This is a genomic window from Arhodomonas sp. KWT2 (genome assembly GCF_041949875.1).
Lineage (GTDB): Bacteria > Pseudomonadota > Gammaproteobacteria > Nitrococcales > Nitrococcaceae > Arhodomonas > Arhodomonas aquaeolei.
In genome coordinates, this window is record NZ_JBHFPQ010000053.1 from 1 (window position 1) to 15,009 (window position 15,009).

The 15,009-nt window shown below is 70.2% G+C and carries 18 protein-coding genes; 12 read left to right on the forward strand and 6 right to left on the reverse strand.

Features of this window, described 5'->3' with window-relative positions; all coding sequences use genetic code 11:
- From ACEZHJ_RS17515 to pilG, 4 genes are all read right to left on the reverse strand, one after another.
- Positions 1–1,994: methyl-accepting chemotaxis protein (locus ACEZHJ_RS17515; RefSeq protein ID WP_375036739.1), on the reverse strand; the 1,994-nt coding region annotated here is incomplete at its 3' end.
- A 45-nt stretch (positions 1,995–2,039) separates the two neighbouring features.
- On the reverse strand, positions 2,040–2,585 hold the full coding sequence (locus ACEZHJ_RS17520) for a chemotaxis protein CheW (protein WP_018718740.1): 546 nt from the start codon (positions 2,583–2,585) through the stop codon (positions 2,040–2,042).
- Positions 2,586–2,592: 7 nt separating this feature from the next.
- Positions 2,593–2,958 carry a PleD family two-component system response regulator gene (locus tag ACEZHJ_RS17525; protein WP_018718739.1) on the reverse strand — a complete coding sequence of 122 codons (366 nt, stop codon included), beginning with the start codon at positions 2,956–2,958 and terminating at the stop codon, positions 2,593–2,595.
- Between the two features lie 62 nt (positions 2,959–3,020).
- Positions 3,021–3,398, reverse strand: a complete 378-nt coding sequence (gene pilG / locus ACEZHJ_RS17530; protein WP_040409542.1) for a twitching motility response regulator PilG — start codon at positions 3,396–3,398, stop codon at positions 3,021–3,023.
- Positions 3,399–3,665: 267 nt separating this feature from the next.
- On the opposite strand from pilG, the gene gshB reads away from it, so the two are divergent.
- From gshB to ACEZHJ_RS17585, 11 genes are read left to right on the forward strand one after another with little or no spacing between them, the layout of a single operon-like run.
- Positions 3,666–4,616, forward strand: coding sequence for a glutathione synthase (gshB, locus tag ACEZHJ_RS17535; protein WP_375036741.1), 951 nt, complete (start codon positions 3,666–3,668; stop codon positions 4,614–4,616).
- On the forward strand, positions 4,616–5,662 hold the full coding sequence (locus tag ACEZHJ_RS17540) for an FAD:protein FMN transferase (RefSeq protein ID WP_163141381.1): 1,047 nt from the start codon (positions 4,616–4,618) through the stop codon (positions 5,660–5,662). The genes gshB and ACEZHJ_RS17540 overlap by 1 nt, the downstream gene beginning before the upstream one ends.
- Positions 5,659–6,018, forward strand: a complete 360-nt coding sequence (locus ACEZHJ_RS17545; protein WP_163141378.1) for a NusG domain II-containing protein — start codon at positions 5,659–5,661, stop codon at positions 6,016–6,018. Before ACEZHJ_RS17540 ends, ACEZHJ_RS17545 begins: the two co-directional genes overlap by 4 nt.
- Complete coding sequence (locus ACEZHJ_RS17550) at positions 6,015–6,569, forward strand: Gx transporter family protein (protein WP_163141375.1); 555 nt, start codon at positions 6,015–6,017, stop codon at positions 6,567–6,569. Before ACEZHJ_RS17545 ends, ACEZHJ_RS17550 begins: the two co-directional genes overlap by 4 nt.
- Positions 6,556–7,464: an energy transducer TonB gene (locus ACEZHJ_RS17555; RefSeq protein ID WP_163141372.1), complete on the forward strand. Its 909-nt coding sequence runs from the start codon at positions 6,556–6,558 to the stop codon at positions 7,462–7,464. The genes ACEZHJ_RS17550 and ACEZHJ_RS17555 overlap by 14 nt, the downstream gene beginning before the upstream one ends.
- A gap of 53 nt (positions 7,465–7,517) precedes the next feature.
- On the forward strand, positions 7,518–8,081 hold the full coding sequence (locus tag ACEZHJ_RS17560) for a YqgE/AlgH family protein (RefSeq protein WP_375036742.1): 564 nt from the start codon (positions 7,518–7,520) through the stop codon (positions 8,079–8,081).
- Positions 8,074–8,520: a Holliday junction resolvase RuvX gene (ruvX, locus tag ACEZHJ_RS17565; RefSeq protein ID WP_163140873.1), complete on the forward strand. Its 447-nt coding sequence runs from the start codon at positions 8,074–8,076 to the stop codon at positions 8,518–8,520. The genes ACEZHJ_RS17560 and ruvX overlap by 8 nt, the downstream gene beginning before the upstream one ends.
- Positions 8,517–9,026: a bifunctional pyr operon transcriptional regulator/uracil phosphoribosyltransferase PyrR gene (gene pyrR / locus ACEZHJ_RS17570; protein WP_163140874.1), complete on the forward strand. Its 510-nt coding sequence runs from the start codon at positions 8,517–8,519 to the stop codon at positions 9,024–9,026. Before ruvX ends, pyrR begins: the two co-directional genes overlap by 4 nt.
- Entirely contained in the window at positions 9,023–9,991 is a 969-nt protein-coding gene (locus ACEZHJ_RS17575) for an aspartate carbamoyltransferase catalytic subunit (RefSeq protein WP_018718729.1), read from the forward strand. The genes pyrR and ACEZHJ_RS17575 overlap by 4 nt, the downstream gene beginning before the upstream one ends.
- Positions 9,991–11,280 (forward strand): dihydroorotase, encoded by a 1,290-nt coding sequence (locus ACEZHJ_RS17580; protein WP_018718728.1) that lies wholly within the window; start codon positions 9,991–9,993, stop codon positions 11,278–11,280. Before ACEZHJ_RS17575 ends, ACEZHJ_RS17580 begins: the two co-directional genes overlap by 1 nt.
- The gene (locus tag ACEZHJ_RS17585) at positions 11,277–11,978 is read left to right on the forward strand and encodes a hypothetical protein (RefSeq protein ID WP_163141362.1); all 702 of its coding nucleotides are present in this window, start codon (positions 11,277–11,279) and stop codon (positions 11,976–11,978) included. Before ACEZHJ_RS17580 ends, ACEZHJ_RS17585 begins: the two co-directional genes overlap by 4 nt.
- A gap of 12 nt (positions 11,979–11,990) precedes the next feature.
- On the opposite strand, the gene ACEZHJ_RS17590 is transcribed toward ACEZHJ_RS17585, so the two are convergent.
- Together ACEZHJ_RS17590 and ACEZHJ_RS17595 are read right to left on the reverse strand one after the other, a co-directional pair.
- Positions 11,991–13,109, reverse strand: coding sequence for a PilT/PilU family type 4a pilus ATPase (locus ACEZHJ_RS17590; protein WP_018718726.1), 1,119 nt, complete (start codon positions 13,107–13,109; stop codon positions 11,991–11,993).
- A gap of 59 nt (positions 13,110–13,168) precedes the next feature.
- Positions 13,169–14,206, reverse strand: coding sequence for a type IV pilus twitching motility protein PilT (locus tag ACEZHJ_RS17595; protein ID WP_018718725.1), 1,038 nt, complete (start codon positions 14,204–14,206; stop codon positions 13,169–13,171).
- 91 nt (positions 14,207–14,297) lie between these two features.
- Here ACEZHJ_RS17595 and ACEZHJ_RS17600 point away from each other — a divergent pair, with 91 nt between their 5' ends.
- Positions 14,298–14,996, forward strand: coding sequence for a YggS family pyridoxal phosphate-dependent enzyme (locus ACEZHJ_RS17600; RefSeq protein WP_018718724.1), 699 nt, complete (start codon positions 14,298–14,300; stop codon positions 14,994–14,996).
- Positions 14,997–15,009: the final 13 nt, after the last annotated feature.

Below are 15,009 nucleotides of genomic sequence, written 5' to 3' on the forward strand. Positions count from 1 at the left end.
AGATCGAGGCGCTGGTCAAGACGATCCAGACCGATACCAACGAGGCGGTGATCTCCATGGAGCAGAGCACCGCCGGCGTGGTGGCGGGGGCCCCCCAGGCCCTGGTGGCCGGAGGGGCGGTGCGCGGGATAGATAAATTCAACGCGCAGGGAGCCGTTCGCGAACACGCGCCGCCCGGCCCCGGCCCCCTCGGCCTGGCGGCCGCCCGCCACCACGCCGGCGGTGCTCTGCTCCATGGAGATCACCGCCTCGTTGGTATCGGTCTGGATCGTCTTGACCAGCGCCTCGATCTGCTTGGTGGCATTACCGGAACGCTCGGCGAGGCGCTGGACCTCGTCGGCGACCACCGCGAAGCCCCGGCCGGACTCGCCGGCCATGGCCGCCTGGATGGAGGCATTGAGCGCGAGGATGTTGGTCTGATCGGCGATGTCGTTGATCAACTCAACGATATTACCGATCTCCTGCGAGGACTCACCGAGGCGCTTGATGCGCTTGGACGTCTCCTGGATCTGCTCGCGGGTGCTGTCCATCTGCTCGATGGTCCGCTTCACCGTCTCGGCACCGCGGGTGGCGAGCTCCACGGACTGCTGCGCGACCTGGGCGGATTCCTCGGCGTTCTGGGAAACCTGATCGACGGAGACCGCCATCTGGTTGATCGCCGCCGAGGCCGAGGTGATCTGGTGCGCCTGGTGGTCGGAGGCCTCAGCGAGATGCATCGCCGTCGCCTGGGTCTGCTGGGCGGCGGTGGAGACCTGTACCGAGGTATCGTTGATGGTCGTCACCAGCCGGCGCAGGGCGTCCGTGGCGTCGTTGAAGGCGTCGGCGATGGCGCCCGTTATCTCCTCACCCACCGACGCCTCGATGGTGAGGTCGCCCTCCTTGAGGTCCTCGATCTCGTCGAGGAGATTGAGGATGGCCTGCTGGTTACGCTGGTTGGCCTCGTCGACGCGGGCACGCTGGGCCTCGGCACGGGCCACGGCCTGACGCCCGATCTGCCAGGCAACCGCGCCGCGCACGATCAGCACGATCAATGCCAGGGCACCCAGCGCGTAAGGCATCCAGGGCTGCACCCAGCGCGAGCCCGAGAGATCGCGATAGGCACCGGTGAGCTGCTGGCCGGTGGCCAGAACCTGCTCGGAGAGCGTGTAGATACCGTCCGCCGCGTCACGAACGCGGAAGAGCTCCGGCGACTGGGAGAGCAGTTCGTCCACGCTGGAGCGCACCTCCTCGAAGTCGGAGGCGATCGCCGAGACGGCACTGCGCGCGTTCTCCCCGGTGACCGGGCTCACCCCGAGGGCCTCGCTGCCCTGGGACAGGCCGTCGATGATCCGGCCGAAACGATCGGAAGCGTCCTCGAGCCGACGGGCCGCGCCGGTGTTGCCGAAACCGCCGCGCACCATGCCCGAGAGGTTACGCCCGATACGTTCGGCAACGGTATTCAGCTCCGCGGCCAGGGCCGCCTGGCGCGCGCTGCCGCCACCGCCGGCAAGGCCGTCCGCCAGGTCGGCGGCACTCTCCTGGATCTGGGGCAGCAACACCCGGAAACGCTCGGCGACGACATTGGCGCGCACGACCATCTCCCGGCGGTCGAGGATGGCATTGACCTCCTCGCGCATCTGCCGCCAGACGCGCACGACCTTGCCGAGCGCCGCCGAGGCCTCGTCGGAGGCCTGCGCGGTGGGCGGCAGCCCGACCTTATCGACGCCCTCGACGAGGTCGTCGATATTCGCCTGAAGGGCGTCACGCCCCGATCCGAGCTCGGCGAACGCGTCGGTCTTGCCGTTCGCCGCCTCGAGGGCGTTCTTGGCGATCTTCTGCGACTGCACGCGCACACTGTCGGCGCGGCTGATGTAGGCCCGGTCGATGTCGCCATAATGGGCGACCAGGGCGAAGGCGGCGATCATGGCGACGATCGCCAGGGCCGCGACGACGGTGAGCAGGTCGGCCACCCGTCTGAGACCGGTGGATGCCTGCCGATTGTCCTCCCTAGCCATATGCGCTGTTTCCTCCTGGCAAGACTTGCCGACCCGTACGCCGACCTAGGCCGACGCCCTGAGAAAGGCGGGATCCCCGGCCAATGCACTCATGCTGAATACCGGCCAGCGACTGCCGGCCTGCTCGAATACCGCGGTGATGTAATCCGCCGCCGCGCCCTGGGCGGCGCGCTCGTCCTCGCCCGGCATCCGCTCCGCCGCCGCCGGCAGATGGCGCATGCCGTAGAGCTCATCCACGAGCACCCCCGCCTGGGCATCGCCCTGGGCGATAACCAGCACCCGCGCCACCGGGCTGTCCGCCGCGGCCCCCAGGCCCAGGAAGGCACCGAGGTCGGAGACGGGCACCAGTGTGCCGCGGATGTTGGCGATCCCGAGCACCCAGCCCTGCGCGTGGGGCACACGCGCCAGCGCCGGCGGCGTCACCACCTCCATGACCTCGTCCATGGGCGCGAGGAGGTGACGCGAGCCGAGCCGGAACGCGACCCCTGCCCATTCGCTGGGGGCCTCCTCGCGCGCGGGCAGCGCCGCCTGCGAGGCCAGCCCCAGACGCTGGAGGCGGCGCAGCTCGGGGAAGGGTGCGATTGCCTGCATGGCCGTTTCAGCCACCGAGCGCGGCGCCGATCTTGTCCAGCAGCTCGTCCTCGGTAACCGGCTTGGTGATGTAGTCCATCGCCCCCTGGCGTTTCGCCCAGATCCGGTCCGTCTCCTGGTCCTTGGTGCTGATCACCACGATCGGGATGGCGCTGGTGTCGGGGTCGCGCGAGAGCTTGCGCGTAGCCTGGAAGCCGTTCATCCCCGGCATGACGATGTCCATCAGGATGACGTCGGGGCGCTCGTTGCGCGCCCGGTCCATGCCCTGATCGCCATCCTCGGCGACGCTGACCTCATAGCCATGCTTCTCGAGCATGGTCTTGAGCACGTGGGTTTCCGTTGGTGAGTCGTCCACCACAAGGATGCGGGTCATTGCGCGTTCCCCCCAAGACAGGCGTCGTGCATCCAGTTGTTGTTTTCCGGGTCCGGACGCGACTACGCGGCCCGCGAAAGGTGGCGGCGTATGGCGCCCAGCAGTTCGTCCCGGGTAAACGGTTTGGTCAGGTACTGCTCCGAACCGACGATCCGGCCGCGGGCGCGATCAAAGAGACCGTCCTTGCTCGAGAGCATAATTACCGGTGTTCCACGAAAAGAGGAATTGTTCTTTATCAACGCACAGGTCTGATACCCGTCGAGGCGCGGCATCATGATATCGATGAAGATCACGTCGGGATGGTGATCGGCGATCTTCGCGAGCGCCTCGAATCCGTCCGTGGCGGTGATCACCTCGCAGCCCTCTTTCTTCAGCAGCGTCTCCGCGGTGCGCCGGATCGTCTTGCTGTCGTCGATGACCATGACCTTCAGGCCGGTCATGTCCTGCTCGTCGTTATCCACCACCGGACCCCCACCGGACGCCTTGCTTCACTATACCGCCCTGTGCGCGCCGCCGCCCCCGGACGACGCTGGAATCGAGTTTAATGACTGGGTCACTGCGGTACAATCGAAGCGCTTTTCGAATTTTTCCTGAGCGCCAGTATCGGCGTCTGGCCGGATTTTTCTGTGATCGTATCGACACGATACCGACCGGACACGGTGCCGGGCCGGGGCACCGGTCACTCGCCAACACCTGAGGGACGGAGCATGAGCGTGCGCATCGGCGTGGTGATGGATCCCATCGCCCGGATCAAACCCTACAAGGACACCACCCTGGCGATGCTGCTCGAAGCCCAGCGCCGCGGCTGGGAGATCGCCTACCTGGAACTCGGCGACCTGTGGCTGGACGACGGCGTCGCCCACGGCCACCAGCGCCGGCTCACCGTCCACGACGACAACCACCACTGGTTCGAGCTCGGCGAGGGCCGCGACGCGCCGCTGGCCGAGCTCGACGTGATCCTCATGCGCAAGGACCCGCCGGTGGACTACGAGTTCGTCTACGCCACCCACATCCTGGAGGCGGCGGAGCGCGAGGGTACGCTCGTGATCAACCGCCCGGCGGCGCTGCGCGAGGCGCAGGAGAAACTGTTCGCGACGCACTTCCCGCAGTGCTGCGCACCGACCCTGGTGGACATGCACGCCGAGCGGCTGCGCGCGTTCATCCGCCAGCACGGCCGCGCGGTACTCAAGCCGCTGCACGGCATGGGCGGCGATTCGGTGTTCGTGCTCGACGAGGGCGACCCCAACACCTCGGTGGTGCTGGAGACGCTCTCCGAGCGGGGCACCCGATATGTCATGGCCCAGCGCTACCTCCCGGAGATCAGCGCCGGCGACAAGCGCATCCTGGTCATCGACGGCGAGCCGGTCCCCTACGCCCTGGCGCGGGTCCCGGCGGCGGGCGAGACCCGCGGCAATCTGGCCGCCGGCGGCCGCGGCGAGGGCGTGGAGCTCACCGAGCGCGACCGCTGGATCGTCGACGAGGTCGCGCCCGCACTCAAGGCCCGGGGCATCTGGTTCGCCGGCCTGGACGTCATCGGCGAGCACCTCACCGAGATCAACCTCACCAGCCCGACCTGCGTACGCGAGCTCGACCGCTTCTACGGCATGAACATCGCGGGCGAGCTCTTCGACTGGATCGAGGCGCGGCTTCCGCGGTGATGGCAATACGGCGGCAGGCCGCGACCGCGCTGCTGGCCGCCGTGCTCCTGGCGGCCTGCAGCGGAACGGGATCGCCACCACGCAAGGCCCGGCTCTATGCCTTCGGCACGCGGGTGACCATCACCGCCTACGGGCTGGACGGTCCGGGCTTCGACAATGCCGTCACCGACGCGCGGCGGCACCTGGAGACCTGGCACGGGCGCTGGCACCCCCGGCGCGGTGATGGCATCGCCAGGCTCAACCGGCGGCTCGCCGCCGGCGAGGCCGCCACCGTGCCCAGGGACCTGCGCCCCCTGCTGAGCCGCGCGGCGCGGCTGGAACACCGCAGCGGCGGACACTTCAACGCCGGACTCGGCGCCCTGGTCCGGCTCTGGGGCTTCGACGAGGCCACGGACCTGCCCTCCCGGCCACCCCCGGCGGGCGACGTCACGGACCTGGTTCACAAGCATCCGTCGCTGTCCGCACTGAGCCCCGGAGACGGCCGGCTGGAGGCGGGCCACACGGCAGTGCGCATCGATCTCGGCGGCTTTGCCAAAGGGGTGGCTGCCGGGCGCCTGCGCACCCTGTTCCGCGACGCCGGCGCCGATGCGGTTCTGGTCAGCGCCGGCGGCGACATCGCCACGGCCGGCACGCCCGGCGACCGGCCCTGGCGGATCGGCATCCGCTCCCCTCGCGGCGAGGGCCTTATCGCCCGTGTGACGCTGCGCGCCGGCGAGTCCATCTTCACCTCCGGGGACTACGAGCGCTTCTTCGAGTACGACGGCCAGCGCTACCACCACATCATCGACCCCGCCACCGGCCGACCCGCCCGCGGCGTCCGCTCGGTTACCGTCATCGCCGACGACCCCGGGCTGGCCGACGCCGCGGCGACGGCCCTGTTCGTGGCCGGCCCGGGCGACTGGGTCACCACCGCGCGGCGGCTCGGTATCGCCGCCGCGATGCTGATCGACGGCAGGGGCGGCGTGCACCTCACCGACGCCATGGCCAAGCGCATCGAGCTGCAGGGAGACCCGGCACCCGACGTGGTCGAGCGGGTGACGCCATGAGCGTGACCGATGGCGTGATCGTCTGCCTCGCCGTGATCCTGGTGGCCGCACTGCATGCCGGCCTCACGCCATCGACGGCCAACGCCACCCATGCCGAGATCTGGGTGGGCGGTGCCCACCACCGGCGCGTGGCGCTGGAGGGCGAGAGCGAGCTCACCGTCCACGGCGCCCTCGGCGAGACCCGGATCGCCGTGCGCGACGGACGGATCCGCGTGCTCGACTCACCGGGTCGCCGCAAGCTGTGCGTCCACGCGGGCTGGCTCACGCGCCCGGGGGAGACGGCGGTGTGCCTGCCCAACCGGGTCACGGTGACCGTCGAGGGCGACGGCCCGGGACTGGACGCGGTCAACCAGTGAACGGCGGGACCACGGTCACGGCCACCCGCGCCGACGTGCGCATCGCCTGGCTGGCGGCCCTGGCGACGGCGATCCACGCCCTCGAGGCCCAGCTGCCCTCGCCGGTGCCGGGGATCAAGCCGGGACTGGCCAACGTGATCACGGTCTTCGCGGTGTGCCGCTACGGCTGGCGCGCCGCCGCCTGGGTGGCGGTGCTGCGGGTGTTCGCCGCCGGGCTGGTCCTCGGCACCTTCCTCTCGCCGGGTTTCCTGCTCAGCGCCGCCGGGGCCACCGCCGCCGTGCTCGGCCTGGGGGTCGGGCGGCTGCTCCCGGGCACCCGGGCGATCGGCTACAGCACGCTGGCGGCCTGCGCCCACACCGGTGGCCAGTTCCTGCTCGCCTGGGGGCTGCTGGTGCCCCATCCGGCGTTGCCCTATCTCCTGCCGTGGCTGATGACCGCGGCGGTCGTGTTCGGACTGGTGAACGGTATAATCGCACGCGCGGTGCTGCAGCGGATGCCCGCGGAGGACGGCGGCACGGCAACGCACGGGAGCGGCCATGGCGGCGACTGATACGCGCACGCGACGACTGACCCTCGCGGTCCTTTTCTCGGCAGGGGCACACCTGTTCGTGCTCCTGGCCGTGGGATTCACCTGGCAGCCGCCTCACCCCCGGTCCGCACAGCCGATGCTCGACATCGCCCTGGTCCGCGAGCAACCGGAGCCCGAACCGCCCCCCGAGAAACCCGAATTCATCGCCAACGCGGACCGCAGCGGCGGCGGTGAGCAGACGGCCGCCGGCCGCCGCGAGCCGGTGACGCCGCAGCCACCGGCCCCGAAGCCGCCGGCATCGCCACCGCCCGCCGAGCCCGCGCCGGAACCGCAGCCTTCGCCACAACCGGCGCCGGCCCCGGAGCCGGGCCCCGAGCCGCCGGAGAAGCCCGAGGTCGCCGGCAAGGCCGAGGAGAAGGCGGCGCCGCCCGAGCCCGAACCACAGCCGGAGAAGCCCCCGAAACGCGAGCTCTCCGCCACCGACATCCTGCGCAGCAGCCAGGAGGTGGCCGCCAACGAGTCGTTCTCCCACTCACGCTCGCCGGGGGAATCCGACTTCCCGGACAAACGACGGATCAGCGCAAGCACCCGGGAGCACGCCGCCGCGGCCTACATGCGGAGCTGGATCGACAAGATCGAACGCATCGGCAACATGAACTATCCGGAGGAGGCACGGCGGCGCGGGCTCGGCGGCCGCCTGATCCTGGAGGTCACCCTGCGCCCCGACGGCAGCGTGGTGAGCGTGGACGTCCTCGAGCCCTCCCGCTACCCGGTCCTGGATCAGGCGGCACAGCGCATCGTGGACCTCGCTGCCCCTTTCGCGCCGGTACCGGAGCGCGTGCTCAAGGGCAACGACCTGCTGGTGATCACGCGCACCTGGGAGTTCAGCCGGGGACAGAACTTCAGCACCCACTGACGCCGGGCCCGGGGCTTGTGGGGGGCGAGAGCCATGGCGGATACTGTGCAGCCATGGGCAAAGGAAGCGATCTCACCAACCACCTGCTGATCGCCATGCCGAGCCTCGCGGACCCCAATTTCGCGCAGAGTGTCACCTATCTGTGCGAGCACACGGGGGAAGGCGCGCTGGGCATCGTGATCAATCGCCCCTCGGGGATCCGCGTCGGCGACCTCCTCGAGCACCTGGACATCGAGGTCGGCGACGCCGGCATCGCGGACCGGCCCGTATTCGCCGGCGGCCCCGTGCAGCGCGAACGGGGCTTCGTTCTCCACCGCCCGGTGGGGAACTGGGAGGCCAGCCGCGCGATCACCGACGAGCTCGCCATCACCACCTCCCGCGACATCCTCGAGGCCATCGCCCGCGGCGACGGGCCGGCAGACTGGCTGCTCGCGCTCGGCTACGCGGGCTGGAGCGAGGGCCAGCTCGAGGAGGAGCTGGCGGAGAACGCCTGGCTCAACGGCCCGGCAACCCCTGAGATCCTCTTCCAGCACCCTCTGGAGGAGCGCTGGCGCGCCGCCGCGGCACTGCTCGGCGTCGACCTGAGCCGGCTCTCGTCCCAGACCGGCCATGCCTGAGCGGGCCCGCGAGGGGCACTATCTGGGCTTCGATTTCGGCCTGGCGCGCATCGGTGTCGCCGTGGGCGAGCCGATCACGGGCGGCGCCCGGGGTGTCACCACGCTACAGGCCCAACAGGGCGCCCCGGACTGGGACGAGGTCGCCGCATTGATCGAGCACTGGCATCCGCTGGCACTCGTGGTCGGCGTCCCCCCGCAGCACGCCGACGGTACCGAGTCACCGGTGGCCCGCGCCGCCGACCGCTTCGCCCGCCGCCTGGCCGGGCGCTTCGCCCTGCCGGTCCACCGGACCGGCGAGGCGATGACCTCACAGGCCGCCCGGCAGCGCCTGCACGCTATCGGACACCCCGCGCGCGGGCGTCGGGACAAACACCGCATCGACGCAACCGCCGCGGCGGTGATCCTGGAACACTGGTTCGCCGAGGGAGGAACCGCATGACCCAGCTACCCCCGGCCAGCGAGCTGCTGACCCGGATGCAGTCCGGCATCGGCGAATGCATCGCCGGCATCGATCCGGCCCGGCTGGCGATGGTGGGCATCCACACCGGCGGCGTGTGGCTCGCCGAACGCCTCCACCATGCCCTGGGGATGGACGCCCCGCTGGGACGGCTGGACATCGGTTTCTACCGCGACGACTTCTCGCGTATCGGCATGCATCCGCGGGTCCGCCCCTCGGAGCTGCCCTTCGAGGTGGACGACCGCATCATCGTACTGGTCGACGACGTCCTCTACACCGGGCGCACCGTACGCGCGGCACTCAACGAGCTGTTCGACTACGGCCGCCCCGCCGCCGTGCGCCTGGCGGTGATGGTCGACCGCTGCAGCCGCGAGCTGCCGGTGTGCGCGGATGTCGCCGGCACCCGGATCACCCTTCCCGCCGGCCAGGCCGTGCGCCTGTCCGGCCCCGAACCCCTGACCCTGAGCATCGAGCGGCACGGCGAATGAGCGCACAGATCGACGACGAGGGGCGGCTGCGCCACTTCCTCACCACCGAGGGGGTGCCGCGGGCGCTGCTGGAGGACATCCTCGACACCGCGGAGTCGTTCACCGGGGTGATCGGCAAGTCCGTGAAGAAGGTCCCGCTGCTGCGCGGGCGCACGGTGATCAACCTGTTCTTCGAGTCCAGCACCCGCACCCGCACGACCTTCGAGCTCGCCGCCAAGCGGCTGTCCGCGGACGTCCTCAACGTCAACGTCGCCACCACCACGACCAAGGGCGAGAGCCTGCTGGACATGCTCCACAACCTGGAGGCGATGCAGGCGGACATGTTCGTGGTGCGTCACAGCGAGAGCGGCACCGCCGACTACATCGCCGACCATCTCGGCGAGGGCGTGGCCGTTCTCAACGCCGGCGACGGGCGCCACGCCCACCCCACCCAGGCGATGCTCGATGCCTTCACCATCCGCCGCCACAAGGGCGCATTCGAACCGCTGCGTGTGGCCATCGTTGGCGACATCCTCCACTCCCGTGTGGCGCGCTCGCAGATCCACGCCCTCAACGGCCTGGGTACCGGCGAGGTCCGCGTGATCGCCCCGCGCACGCTGCTGCCCCGCGACATCGGCGAGCTCGGCGTGCACGTCCACCACGACCTGGACGAGGGCCTGCGCGACGTGGACGTGGTCATCATGCTGCGCCTGCAGCGCGAGCGCATGCAGGGTGCGCTGCTGCCCAGCGAGGAGGAATACTTCGAGCACTACGGGCTGACCGAGGCCCGCCTGGCCGCGGCCAAGCCGGACGCCATCGTCATGCATCCCGGACCGATCAACCGCGGCGTGGAGATCGACAGCGACGTGGCCGACGGCCCGCGCTCGGTGATCCTGGAGCAGGTCACCAACGGCATCGCCGTGCGCATGGCGGTGATGTCCATGGTCATCGGCGCCCGCACCGAGAGTCAGCGGGAGGAGGCGTGATGCGCATACTCATTCGCGGCGGACGCATCATCGACCCCCGCAGCGGCATGGACCGCACCGGCGACCTCGCAGTGAGCGACGGCCACGTCGCCCACTGCGGCGATGTCCCCGACACGTTCGCCGCAGACGAGATCTTCGAGGCCGCCGGCCATATCGTCTGCCCCGGGCTCATCGATCTCGGCGCCCGACTCGGGCGACCGGGCCCGGAGCACCCGGACACCATCGCCGGCGAGGCCCATGCGGCGGCGGCCGGCGGCATCACCACCCTGGTCTGCCCCCCGGACACCGACCCGCTGATCGACGCGCCGCCGGTCGCGGAGCTCATCCACCGCCGTGCCGCCGAGGCCGGCGGCGCCCGCGTGCTGCCGGTGGGCGCGCTCACCCGCGGCCTGGCCGGCGAGCAGCTCGCCGAGATGGCGACCCTGCGCGCCGCCGGCTGTCCGGCGGTGGGCGACGGCGGTCACCCGGTGGCCGACACCCTGGTGCTGCGCCGGGCCCTGGCGTACGCGGCGACCTTCGGCCTGCCGGCGATGATCACGCCGCTGGACCCCTACCTGGGCACGGCGGGCTGCGCCCACGAGGGGGCCGTCGCCACCCGGCTGGGGCTGCCGGGCATCCCCACCGCGGCGGAGACCGCCGGAATCGCCCGCTGCCTCGCCCTCGCCGCGGAGGGCGAGGCGGACGTGCACTTCAGCCACCTCTCCACCGCCGAGGCGCTTACACTACTGCGCCAGGCCCGCGCGGACGGCGCGCGGGTGAGCGCCGACGTCACCCTCGCGCAGCTGTTCTTCACCGAGCAGGACCTCACCGGCTACGACGCGCGCTTCAACCTGCGCCCGCCGCTGCGCACCCTCGCCGACCGCGAGGCACTGCGCCGCGCGGTGGCCACGGGGGACATCGGCGTGATCTGCTCCGGTCATCACCCCCTCGGGGGCGACGCCAAGGACGGGCCCTTCGCCACCACCAGCCCCGGCGCAAGCGGCGTGGATACCTTCCTGCCCCTGCTTCTGAGGCTGGTCGAGACCGAGGTCCTGCCGCTCCCCGAGGCGATCGCACGGGCCACCAGCGGCCCGGCCTCGGTGCTGGGCCTGGATACCGGCACCCTGGCCCCGGGCGCCCCCGCGGACATCTGCGTGTTCGATCCGGACGCCGTGTGGTGGTGCCGGCGCGAGACCCTCCGCAGCCGCGGGCGCAACTCGCCGTTCCTCGGCTGGGAGATGACCGGACGCGTGCGCTACACGCTGGTCGACGGCCGGCTCGTCCACCGCGACGACGCCGCGACGGCATGAGCACCGTCTGCCGAGTCGTCGGCTGCGACCGCGTGGCCGGGGGCTGGTGGTGGCTGCGCCTGACCGGCATCCCGGCGGACGAGGCCGCCCCCGGGCGGTACTGCCGCATCATCCATGCGGGCCGCCCGAGCGTACTCCCGCTCAGCCATGCCAGTGCAGAGGAGGGCTGGACCGGCGGGCTCCTGCCCCCGGGGGCCTTTGCAACGCCGCCGGCCGCTGGCACGCGGGTCACCGCGGATCCGCCCGAGGGAGACGCCCTCGCGACCTCGTACCCCGACCCACCGGTGATCGTCGCGGAGGGGATCGGCGCGGGGCCGGCGCTGGCCCTGGCCGAGCGGTGCGGGCCCGCACCGCGGCTCGTGCTCATCGGCTGCTGGCAGTCGCCGCCCGCCCGGCTGTGCCCGTCACGTTTCCTGACCGCCGGCCTGCCGCCGGAGGCGATCGCCGGGATCGCGCCGCTGGAGGATGCCGGCATACCGGCCCGGGTCGCGAGCCGCGCCGGCGAGCCGGGCTGCTTCGAAGGAGAAGTGATGGAGATGCTGCAGCACTACCTCGCCGGGCTCACGCCGGAGGAGGCGCGTGCCGTCCCGCTGGCCGCCTGTCTGCCGGCGGGAGCGCTCGCCACGGAGGTGGACGGCCTGCGCGGTGTGCTGGCCGGCGTCGAGCTCGCCCGCCTGCCGCCGGGGGACGGGCAATAGCCGCGGCGACGGTTACTCGTCCTTGAGGGTCATGCTCTCCGCGGCCTCCTCCATCTTGCCTCGGCTGCCCTCGTCGCCGAGCTTGATCATCAGCCGCACCTCGTTCTGCGAGTCGGCGTGGCGGAGTGCTTCCTCGTAGGAGATCATGCCGTCGCGGTAGAGCCGGTAGAGGTTCTGGTCGAAGGTCTGCATCCCCATCTCGGTGGAGCGCTTCATGATCTCCTTGAGCTCGTGGACCTCGCCCTCGTGGATCTTGTCCTGCACCAGCGGCGAACCGATCAGCACCTCAACGGCCGGCACCCGGCCCTGGCCGTCCGGCGTGGGGATGAGCTGCTGGGCGATGATCGAGCGCAGGTTGAGCGACAGGTCGGTGAAGAGCTGGTCCCGGCGGTCCGCCGGGAAGAAGTTGATGATCCGGTCCAGCGCCTGGTTGGCGTTATTGGCGTGGAGCGTGGCCAGGCACAGGTGCCCCGTCTCGGCGAAGGCGATGGCGTAGTCCATGGTCTCGCGCGAGCGGATCTCGCCGATGAGGATCACGTCCGGCGCCTGGCGCAGGGTGTTCTTCAATGCCACCTCGAAGGAGTCCGTGTCGAGCCCCACCTCGCGCTGCGTGACGATGCAGTTGTTGTGCGAGTGGATGTACTCGATGGGGTCCTCGATGGTGATGATATGGCCCGTGGAGTGCTCGTTACGGTAGCCGAGCATTGCCGCCAGCGAGGTCGATTTGCCCGTGCCGGTGCCGCCGACGAAGATGATCAGCCCGCGCTTGGTCAGGGACAGGTCATTGAGGATCGGCGGCAGGCGCAGCTGCTCCACCGTGGGGATCTCCGTCTCGATGCGGCGCAGCACCATCCCCGGCTGGTTGCGCTGGAAGAACGCGCTGACACGGAAGCGCCCGAGCCCGCGGGCACTGATGGCAAAGTTGCACTCGTGGTTCGCCTCGAACTCGCTGCGCTGGCGGTCGGTCATCACCGACAGCACCACCTGGCGCGCCTGGTCCGGGGAGAGCTTGGTCTTGGTGACGGGCATGATCCGCCCGGAGATCTTCATGCTCGGCGCGAGTCCCGCCGTGATGAACAGATCCGAGGCCTTTTTCTGGACCATCAGCTCCAGCAGCGAGTTGAAATCCATCCCGATTCACCCTCTGTCTCGTTGCAATGGTGCCGCGCGGTCTGCCGGCGCGGCGTGCCTCAGGAGATGCTCTCCTTGGCACTCGCGTGGGTCCTCGCCTCCTGGCGCGAGATCTGGCCGCTGGCCACGAGCCGCTGCAGACACTGGTCCAGGGTCTGCATTCCGGATCCCTGACCGGTCTGAATGGCGGAGTACATCTGCGCGATCTTGTCCTCGCGGATCAGGTTCCGGATCGCCGGCGTGCCGATCATGATCTCATGGGCCGCGATACGTCCGCCGCCGGTCTTCTTGAGCAGACTCTGGGAGATCACCGCGCGCAGCGACTCGGAGAGCATCGAGCGCACCATCGCCTTCTCCGCACCGGGGAAGACGTCGACGATACGGTCGATGGTCTTGGCCGCGGAGCTGGTGTGCAGCGTGCCGAGCACCAGGTGGCCGGTCTCCGCGGCGGTGAGCGCCAGGCGGATGGTCTCCAGGTCGCGCAGCTCGCCGACCAGGATCACGTCCGGGTCCTCGCGCAGCGCCGAGCGCAGCGCCTCCGAGAAGCCCAGGGTATCGCGGTGGACCTCGCGCTGGTTGACGATGCACTTCTTCGAATCGTGGACGAACTCGATCGGGTCCTCGATGGTGAGGATGTGCTCGTGGAAGTTCTCGTTACGGTAATCCACCAGCGAGGCGAGCGTCGTGGACTTGCCGGAGCCCGTGGGCCCGGTCACCAGCACCAGCCCCCGCGGGCTGTCGGCGATGGTCTTGAAGACCTCGGGGGCACCGAGGTCATCCAGGGTGAGCACCGTCGAGGGGATGGTCCGGAATACCGCCCCGGCACCGCGGTTGTGGTTGAACGCATTGACGCGGAACCGGGCCAGCGACTTGATTTCGAAGGAGAAGTCCGTTTCCAGGTACTCCTCGAAATCACGCCGCTGCTTGTCGTTCATGATGTCGTAGATGAGGCCGTGAACTTCCTGGTGCTCCATCGGCGGGAGGTTGATTCGACGCACATCACCGTCAACACGTATCATTGGCGGCAGGCCCGCGGAGAGGTGCAGATCGGAGGCGTTATTCTTAACGCCGAAGGCGAGCAGGTCTGCGATGTCCATCCATCCCCCTTGGACTGGCGATTCCCGTGGTCTCGGGTCAAGCATCCGGCAGTTGAACTAAAAGCTACAGATCGGCTGGATAACAGGCAACATGCACACCATCGCTGATCGGCTCGACAACCTGCGTGAACGCGTTCGCGCTGCGGAGATCGGCTGCGGGCGCGAGCCGGGCAGCGTCTCCATCCTCGCAGTGAGCAAGACCCAGCCGGTGGAGGCCATCCGCGAAGCGGCGGCGGCCGGCCAGCGGGCCTTCGGCGAGAACTATCTCCAGGAGGCCCACGAGAAGATCGACGCCCTCGCCGGACTGGGGCTGGAGTGGCACTTCATCGGCCCGCTGCAGTCGAACAAGACCCGCGCGGTCGCCGAGTCCTTCGACATGGTCCACACCATCGAGCGGCTGAAGATCGCCCGCCGGCTCTCCGGGCAGCGGCCGGATCACCTCCCGCCGCTCGCCTGCTGCATCCAGGTGAACGTGAGCGGCGAGCCGAGCAAGTCCGGCGTCGCACCGGCGGACGTGCCCGCGCTCGCCCGCGAGGTCGCCGCGCTGCCGCGGCTCGCGCTGCGCGGACTGATGGCCCTGCCGGCCCCCGAGGCCGACCCGGAGGCCCAGCGCCGCCCCTTCGCCCGGCTGCGGGGGCTGCTAGAGGACCTCCGCGGCGAGGGCCTGTCACTGGACACACTGTCCATGGGGATGTCCGCGGACATGGAGGCGGCCATCGCCGAGGGTGCGACCGTCGTGCGCATCGGCACCGCGCTGTTCGGTCCGCGCCGGTATCCCCATGGTGGCTGACCACGGTCATGGA

What these genes read in the sequence shown, in the direction of transcription:
- ACEZHJ_RS17545 (WP_163141378.1), top strand. Translation starts at nt 5,659, where the DNA reads ATGAGCGTGACCGATGGCGTGATCGTCTGCCTCGCCGTGATCCTGGTG.
- ACEZHJ_RS17540 (WP_163141381.1), top strand. Translation starts at nt 4,616, where the DNA reads ATGGCAATACGGCGGCAGGCCGCGACCGCGCTGCTGGCCGCCGTGCTC.
- ACEZHJ_RS17555 (WP_163141372.1), top strand. Translation starts at nt 6,556, where the DNA reads ATGGCGGCGACTGATACGCGCACGCGACGACTGACCCTCGCGGTCCTT.
- ACEZHJ_RS17520 (WP_018718740.1), bottom strand. Translation starts at nt 2,585, where the DNA reads ATGCAGGCAATCGCACCCTTCCCCGAGCTGCGCCGCCTCCAGCGTCTG.
- ACEZHJ_RS17595 (WP_018718725.1), bottom strand. Translation starts at nt 14,206, where the DNA reads ATGGACATCGCAGACCTGCTCGCCTTCGGCGTTAAGAATAACGCCTCC.
- gshB (WP_375036741.1), top strand. Translation starts at nt 3,666, where the DNA reads ATGAGCGTGCGCATCGGCGTGGTGATGGATCCCATCGCCCGGATCAAA.
- ACEZHJ_RS17575 (WP_018718729.1), top strand. Translation starts at nt 9,023, where the DNA reads ATGAGCGCACAGATCGACGACGAGGGGCGGCTGCGCCACTTCCTCACC.
- ACEZHJ_RS17600 (WP_018718724.1), top strand. Translation starts at nt 14,298, where the DNA reads ATGCACACCATCGCTGATCGGCTCGACAACCTGCGTGAACGCGTTCGC.
- pyrR (WP_163140874.1), top strand. Translation starts at nt 8,517, where the DNA reads ATGACCCAGCTACCCCCGGCCAGCGAGCTGCTGACCCGGATGCAGTCC.
- ACEZHJ_RS17585 (WP_163141362.1), top strand. Translation starts at nt 11,277, where the DNA reads ATGAGCACCGTCTGCCGAGTCGTCGGCTGCGACCGCGTGGCCGGGGGC.
- ACEZHJ_RS17560 (WP_375036742.1), top strand. Translation starts at nt 7,518, where the DNA reads ATGGGCAAAGGAAGCGATCTCACCAACCACCTGCTGATCGCCATGCCG.
- ACEZHJ_RS17590 (WP_018718726.1), bottom strand. Translation starts at nt 13,109, where the DNA reads ATGGATTTCAACTCGCTGCTGGAGCTGATGGTCCAGAAAAAGGCCTCG.
- ACEZHJ_RS17525 (WP_018718739.1), bottom strand. Translation starts at nt 2,958, where the DNA reads ATGACCCGCATCCTTGTGGTGGACGACTCACCAACGGAAACCCACGTG.
- ACEZHJ_RS17580 (WP_018718728.1), top strand. Translation starts at nt 9,991, where the DNA reads ATGCGCATACTCATTCGCGGCGGACGCATCATCGACCCCCGCAGCGGC.
- ruvX (WP_163140873.1), top strand. Translation starts at nt 8,074, where the DNA reads ATGCCTGAGCGGGCCCGCGAGGGGCACTATCTGGGCTTCGATTTCGGC.
- pilG (WP_040409542.1), bottom strand. Translation starts at nt 3,398, where the DNA reads ATGACCGGCCTGAAGGTCATGGTCATCGACGACAGCAAGACGATCCGG.